General features: G+C 70.0%; 5 protein-coding genes. 1 reads left to right on the forward strand and 4 read right to left on the reverse strand.

The features are described 5' to 3' along the window. The 4 genes from VN419_RS02900 to VN419_RS02915 form a co-directional block, all read right to left on the reverse strand. Window positions 1-1,464: STT3 domain-containing protein (locus tag VN419_RS02900; protein ID WP_325644259.1), on the reverse strand; the 1,464-nt coding region annotated here is incomplete at its 3' end. Between the two features lie 144 nt (window positions 1,465-1,608). Further along, the gene (locus VN419_RS02905) at window positions 1,609-2,391 is read right to left on the reverse strand and encodes a hypothetical protein (RefSeq protein ID WP_325644261.1); all 783 of its coding nucleotides are present in this window, start codon (window positions 2,389-2,391) and stop codon (window positions 1,609-1,611) included. A 28-nt stretch (window positions 2,392-2,419) separates the two neighbouring features. Continuing rightward, the gene (locus tag VN419_RS02910; RefSeq protein WP_325644263.1) at window positions 2,420-2,947 is read right to left on the reverse strand and encodes a hypothetical protein; all 528 of its coding nucleotides are present in this window, start codon (window positions 2,945-2,947) and stop codon (window positions 2,420-2,422) included. Continuing rightward, window positions 2,944-3,483, reverse strand: coding sequence for a hypothetical protein (locus tag VN419_RS02915; protein ID WP_325644266.1), 540 nt, complete (start codon window positions 3,481-3,483; stop codon window positions 2,944-2,946). The genes VN419_RS02910 and VN419_RS02915 overlap by 4 nt, the downstream gene beginning before the upstream one ends. A 229-nt stretch (window positions 3,484-3,712) precedes the next feature. Here VN419_RS02915 and VN419_RS02920 point away from each other — a divergent pair. Continuing rightward, window positions 3,713-6,737 (forward strand): PAS domain S-box protein (locus VN419_RS02920; protein WP_325644268.1); only part of this gene is annotated, 3,025 nt, incomplete at its 3' end.

Here is a 6,737-nt window from a genome sequence, read left to right on the forward strand (position 1 = left end):
GGGGGCATACAGCAGCAGCACGATGGCCAGGCCGATGCCCGCCTGGGTCCATACCAGGGCGCGTTCTCCCCAGCCCTTGTGCAGGTCGAGGCGCAGGAACAGCGCCTTGCACAGCCAGTACAGGCCGATGCCGAAGCCCAGGGCCAGCACGGGCCCGCCGAACATGGCGAAGCGCGCGCCCAGCTTCAGGCTGGCGAAGCCCAGCACGGTGATGGGCAACAGCAGCACAAAGGCGGGCCGCAGCAGCACAAGGGCCAGCAGGCCCAGAAAGCCCGCCGCGCCCCCGACGAGGGAGAACGAGGCGCCCTCGAAGAACAGGCCGAAATCGGCCACGTTCTTGGCCTCGCGGATGCTCTGGGTGATGCCGGGGTAGCTGGGCCCGGCCTCGCCGCTTTGCAGGCGGGCCAGTCCGGCGTCGGCCACGGGCTTGAAGTAGTTGAGCGCCTTGGCCCAGAAAGGGCCCAAAGGCAGCAGCAGGCCGCAGGCCAGGGTCATGATGGCCAGAATTCCCAGCCAGGACCAAGGGCTGTCTTGGAGCCGGGCCAGCCACGGCGGGTGCGCCGGCCGCTTCCAGCACAGCCAGGCCGCGCAGGCCGCCAGGGCCATGCCCGCCAGATCCGCCGCGCCGGGCTGAAAAATCTCCATGCCGAAGCGCCGGGGCCCGGCGTAGGCCGCAAGGCCGTAGACCACCAGCAGGCTCAAGGCCCGGGCGCGGCGGCCCGGCAGGGCGGTGACCAGCGCCAGGCCCAGGGCCAGCCAGTACAGGCCAACGCCCAGGGGATGGATGTCGTCGTGGGCGAAGTGGGCCGTGCGCGCCACGAGGCCGAAGCCCAAGGCCAGCCAGGGCAGCAGGCTGTGCAGGAGGCCATCGGCAAGGTCTGGCGCGGCTTCGTCCTCGGCGTCGCTTCTGGTCCAGGCCCGCGTGCAGCAGGGCGCGATGATGATGGCCAGGAACAGGCCGAGCAAAAGCGGCATAAGCAGGGTGAAGACGTCGGAATCGTAATAGCCCACGCGGGAGCGGTAGTAGAAGCCCGGAGACAGGGCGCCGATGAGTCCCGGCAGGATGGCCGCGCGGCGGCCGGCCAGTTGCCAGCCCCAAAGGCCGGTGGCCACGGCGGTCAGGCTGGCCAGCGCGGGCGGGGCCCAGAAGCCCACGCTCCAAAGGGGCTGGCCCGTGAGGGCGGAGAGAATCCGCGCCAGGCCGGACATGCCGAAGATGACGTAGTCGCCCACGCCTTTTGCTCCGGCCAGCCAGCAGTAGCTGTCGTGGGTGGCCAAGATGCGCTCGCCTCCGGCCATGAGGGCCGGGGCGTTCCAGTTGGCGGCCTCCAGCAGGCGTACAGCAAGGGTGACGCAGAAGCCCACGGCGGCCAGAAGGGCAAGCTGCTTCCAGTCCGCCCGGAAGTCCGGGCGGTCGTCCAGGAACTCGCCGAGTTCCGCGTACCTGGAAAAGAATGGCTTCATGCCCAGCTGTCTGCTCCGCCGTTGGGGGGTTGCCTGCCAGCGCGCTTCCGCGCGCCTCCGCGCGGGGTTATGCGTCCCGGCGCACGGGTGTTCTGACGCCCTGGCAAGGGATGGGCTCTAGCCGTTTTCAGGCCGGAGGGCAAATCACTCCGGCAGGGCGGTGTCGCCCAGGAAATCGCCCAGCGCGCCCTCGGCGGTGAAGGACAGAGTCTCCTTGCCGCGCAGGATTTCGCCCGAGACGCTGTATGGAGATGCCAGGAGCGCTCCGGGGTGCAGATCGGCCGTGCCAGCGGCCCGCACCTGCACCGGGGCGCGCAGCGAGAAGCTGCGGATGCGCAAGCCGCCGTCGCGGTATTCCAGGGAAAGGGCGGTGTCGCCCAGCCACAGTCCGCCCGGCAGTTGCAGGGCCTTGCCGCTCAGGTCGATGAAGCCCTTTTCCAGCTCGTCCTTGCCGCGCAGGAAGCGTCCTTCGGCCCGCAGGTCCACGCTGCCCAGAATGTCGCGGCGGCCCAGGCAGGCCAGGTTGGCCGAACCCTCGATGTCGAAGTCGCCGGTGTCGAGGAAGACCAGGCGCAGCATGCGGCCGCCGGTGTCGGCCTTGAGGGTCAGCAGGGGGCTCATGCCCAGGCGCACATCGAGCCACTGCACCCGCGGCGAGACGGGCCAGCCCGGTCCTTCCACGGTGAGCCCGTTGATGCGGAAGCTCAGGGGCCCGGCCCGGTCCAGGTCCTGCCAGGCGATGCGCACCGGGCTGTGTGCGGCGGCCAGCCGCTTGAGCACGTGCTGCCACACCGTGTCCCAGGGCAGATACAGGATGAGCCCGGCCACGAAACCCGCCACAAGGGCGAAGAAGCCCGCACCACCAAGCAGCGGGGTAGGGGCGATGGGCGGCTCCGGCGCGTCGTCCAGCGGGGTGTTTGTCGGCATGGCGGGGTCTTGGGTCATTCGGGCACCATCAGCGGAACAGGATCATGTCCAGGTCCATGCGGTTGTCGTTGCCCGGCGTGGGGACCATGTGGGCGGAGGCCGTGGTCAGCCCGGCCTCGACCTTGAGGTCGCGCAGCACCTCCACCAGTTCGCGCAGGGTCAGGGCCTGGGCGTGCAAGGAAAGGGTCTGGCCGCTCTCGGCGGCGCCCGCCGGGGCGTTTCCGGCAGTGAGCTGTATGCGCAGGCGGTCCGGCCCGATGCCCGCGTCGCGGGCCACCTGTTCCGCCGCAGAGAGCGGCGGCAGGCCTTCCAGCTGGCCCCGGCGCTGGCGCAGGTCCATGACCTCCGCCGCCAGGGGCGCGACGCTGACGTAAGCCTGCCCGGCTTCTTCGGCGGCCTTCTCCTCCACGCGGGTGAGGGCCGAAAGCGCGGCCCACAGGCCGAGCAGGAGCAGCGCCCAGGACAGGATAAGCCCGCGCCAGAGCCTGCGCTGGGCCGGGGCGGCAAGGTGCGTCAGCCGGGCGACCAGACGCCAGGGTCCATTCAGCCAGCTCACTGGTCGTCCCCTTTGGGCGGTGCGGCGCGGTCGCGCGCCTTCACGTCCAGCTCAAAGCGCACGGGCCGGGCCAAGGTGTCGGCCTTGCGTGTGGTGATGGTGAAATAGGCCTCCGCGGCCAGGGCGGTCTGGTAGCGGCGGAAGTCCTCCGGCGTGGCGGCCAGGCCGGAAACCACGCCGCTGGCCGTGGCCATGCTGAGGCTGCGGATGCGCACGCCCTCCGGCGCGCGGCGGGAGAGCGCGGCCAGAAGCTCCACCATGTCCAGGCGCTGGGCCGACTGGGCCTTGAGCTTGCCCAGCTCGAACTGCAGGCGTCCGTAGGGTGAGCGTCCGGGACCCGCCTCCAGGGCGCGGCTGTACACCTCGTGCACGGCCTGCTGCATGCGCCGGGCCTGGCGGTGCTCCTGCCACCAGCGCAAACCCTGGCCCGCCAGAAACAGCAGGCCCGCCAGGGTCACGGCCAGCAGGATGCGGCCGTAGCGGTGGTGCTCGGCCTCCGGCAGGCTTTGGGGCTGATTCTCGGTCTGCTGCGCCATGGACTTCCTGGTTGGAGTTCACGTTCACGTGTGCTTGGCCGCGTGCGCTGGGGCCGGCCGGACGTGCAATGCAGGCAGGATAGCATGGGCTGTGCCGCTGGTCCAGACCGCTGGCCAGGGCCCGGAGCCGGCCCAGTATGGAGAAAAATTCCGTGCGGGCATTGTGCCCCCTGTGGGATGCTGGTAGTTCCTGTCTACGGGGGCGCTATCCGGTCCCGTGCGGAGCGTCATGAAGTTCAACCTGCCGTACAATCTGGTTTTCCGCCTGGGCCTGATGATCATGCTGGCCCTGTGTCCGGCGGTATTCCTCGGCGTGGCGCAGAACATGGAGCTGCGCCAGCACCTGCGCAATGAAGCCACCCAGCGGGTGAACCACATGGCGGAGAGTCTGGCCGGGCAGGGCCGTGAAACCCTGGCCGGGGCGCGCCAGCTTTTGGCCGGGCTTTCGCGCCTGCCGCAGGTGCAGACCCGCGACAGGGCCTCGCTCGACACGGTCCTGCGCGACGTCATCCTCCATTCGCCCAGCTACACCTCCTGCACTCTCTACGACGCCAAGGGAAACGTGGCCGCCACCTCCTGGCGCAACGGGGGCCGCAGCATAAACGTGGCCGACAGGCCCTGGTTCCTCCACGTGGCCGAGACCTTCGCCTGTTCCCAGGGAGAGCACATTCAGGGACGCCTGACCGGCCTGCCCCTGGTGGTGCTGGGCTGTCCCGTGCAGGACGCCCAGGGACGCTTTGTCGGGGTGCTGAACCTGGCCTTCGACTACTCCTGGTTCGAGAGGCTTTCCGCCAGCATGGCGCTGCCGCCCGGCGCCTCGGCGGAAATCATCGGGCGCGACGGCATGGTCCACGCCCGGCACCCGCTGCCCCTTGCCGGCGGATCAAGCTACAGCCCTGACGCCGGGGCGCGCATGGCCGACCTGACCACTGAGCAGAGCGCCCAGGAGGAGACCGGCCCCGACGGGGTGCGGCGCATTTACTCCTACAGCCCCCTGGCCGGTCAGCCCGGCCGCGAGCTCTTCGTGCGGGTGGGCATCCCGGTGGCCGAGGCCTTGCGCCCGGCGGAGGAAAGCGCCCGGCGCAGCGTCGCGGGCCTCGTCCTGGCGGGCATCATCAGCCTCATCGGGGCCTATCTGTTCGCCCGCAGAAGCATCATCGACCCGGCCCGCGAGATCCTTGAGGCCACCCAGAGACTGGGCCAGGGCGACTTGTCCCACCGCATCCACAGTCAGGCCGGGGGCGATCTGGCCAAGCTGGCCAACGGGGTGGACAGCATGGCCGCCTCGCTGGAGAGCTCCACCCAGGCCCTGCGCCAGGCCGAGCAGAAGGTGCGCCTCATCCTGGAAAATTCGGTGGAGGGCTATTTCGTGTCCACCGCGGCCGGGCGCTTTGTGGAAGCCAACCCGGCCATGCTGCGCATGATCGGCTACGACAGCCTGGAGCGGCTCGACGAGGAAATCACCGACATCGGCAGGCAGTTGTACACAAATCCCAAGGATCGCGATGCCGTGTACGAGGAGCTGCAGCGCGAGGGCCGCGTGAGCCGTGCGGAATTCGAGGCCTACCGGCGCAACGGCACGACCTTCTGGGTCGCGCTGTCCGGTCTGGCCGTGCTGGACGAGGCTGGCCAGATGGTGGGCATGCAGGGCTTCGCGGCCGATGTGACCGAGCGCAAGGGGGCGGAGCTGGAGCTGGCCCAGGCCAACGAGCGCTTCCTGCGCGTGCTGGACAATCAGGCCGACGCCCTGTTCGTGGCCGATGCCGAGACCGACGCCATCCTCTACGCCAACCGCGCCGCGCACGAACGCGTAGGTCTGGAGCTGGTGGGCCGTCCCTGCTGGGCCGCCATGCACGGCGGCTGCGACCAGTGCTGCGAGTGCCCGCGGGCGAATCTGCTGGACGACCGTGGCGAGCCCGCCGGGGTCTTCACGCGGGAGCTGCACGAGCCGCGCACCGGAACCTGGAGCCTTGTGCGCGTGCAGGCCCTGCGCTGGGTGGACGGGCGCATGGCCCGGCTGGAGATCGCCACGGACATAACGGCCATCAAGGAGGCCCAGCAGGAGCTGCGCATCACCAGCGGGCATCTGCGGGGCATTCTGGACAACGCGCCCCTGTTCATCGCCATCCGCGACAGCGAGTGCCGCTTCCTGGTGGTCAGCAGGCGCATCATGGACATCGGCGTCGATCCGGCCACGGTGGTGGGCCGCGCCGTTGAGGACGTCTACCCGGCGGAGATGGCCGCGCGCGTGCGATATGAGGATGAAGACATCCTGCGCGGCGGCGAGCCGCAGACCAAGATTTTTGATGTGGCCCTGGCCGAAGGCACCACAGCCACCCTGCTTTTGAGCAAGTTCCCCCTGCGCGACGCCCAGGGGCGGCCGGACAAGGTCTGCGTCATCGGCACGGACATAAGCGAACGCGTGCGCCTGGAGCGCGAGCTGCTGGCCGCCAAGGAGGCGGCCGAGAGCGCCAATAGCGCGAAAAGCGATTTTCTGGCGCGCATGAGCCACGAGATGCGCACGCCGCTGAACGCCATCCTGGGCTTTTCCGAACTGGCGGGCATGGCCAGCGACGAAGGCGAGCGCAAGCGCTCCCTGGTGTCGCTGCGACAGTCCGGGCGGCTTTTGCTGGCCCTGGTGAACGACCTGCTGGATCTCTCCCGCGTGGAATCCGGGCGGTTGGCCCTGGAGAGCATCCCCTTCAACCTGCGCGAGGTGGTGGCGGGCGTGCTGGAGCACCCCGGCCTGGAGGCCGCGGCCAAGGGCCTGCGCCTGGAGGCGCGCCTGGCCGAGGACGCGCCCCCCGTGCTGCTGGGCGACCCCACCCGCCTGGGCCAGATCCTGGCCAATCTGGTGTCCAACGCGCTCAAGTTCACCCACCAGGGAGGGGTGGACGTTTCCGTGGAGACCGCGCCTGCCGACGCGAAGGCCGACGCGCAAGATTGTGCGGGCCTGCCGCCGGAAGGCAAGGGCGGAGAACTGGACGGGGGCTGCGTGCGGCTGCTGTTCACCGTGCGCGATACGGGCATCGGCATCGGGCCCGAGGCGCAGGAACTGGTGTTCGAAAATTTCACCCAGGCCGACAGCTCCACCTCCCGGCGCTACGGCGGCACGGGCCTTGGGCTGGCCATCTGCCGCCAGCTGGCGCGCGGCATGGGCGGCGACATCTGGCTTTCCAGCGCGCCGGGCCGGGGCAGCAGCTTCTATGTCAGCCTGCCCTTCCGGCTGCCTGCGGCCGCGCCCGCCGCGCCCC

It is taken from the genome of Humidesulfovibrio sp., assembly GCF_035560995.1.
Classification (GTDB): Bacteria; Desulfobacterota; Desulfovibrionia; order Desulfovibrionales; family Desulfovibrionaceae; genus Humidesulfovibrio.

Excerpts from the sequence above, each read along its gene's own strand:
- VN419_RS02905 (WP_325644261.1), bottom strand. The coding sequence starts at position 2,391 with ATGCCGACAAACACCCCGCTGGACGACGCGCCGGAGCCGCCCATCGCC.
- VN419_RS02915 (WP_325644266.1), bottom strand. The coding sequence starts at position 3,483 with ATGGCGCAGCAGACCGAGAATCAGCCCCAAAGCCTGCCGGAGGCCGAG.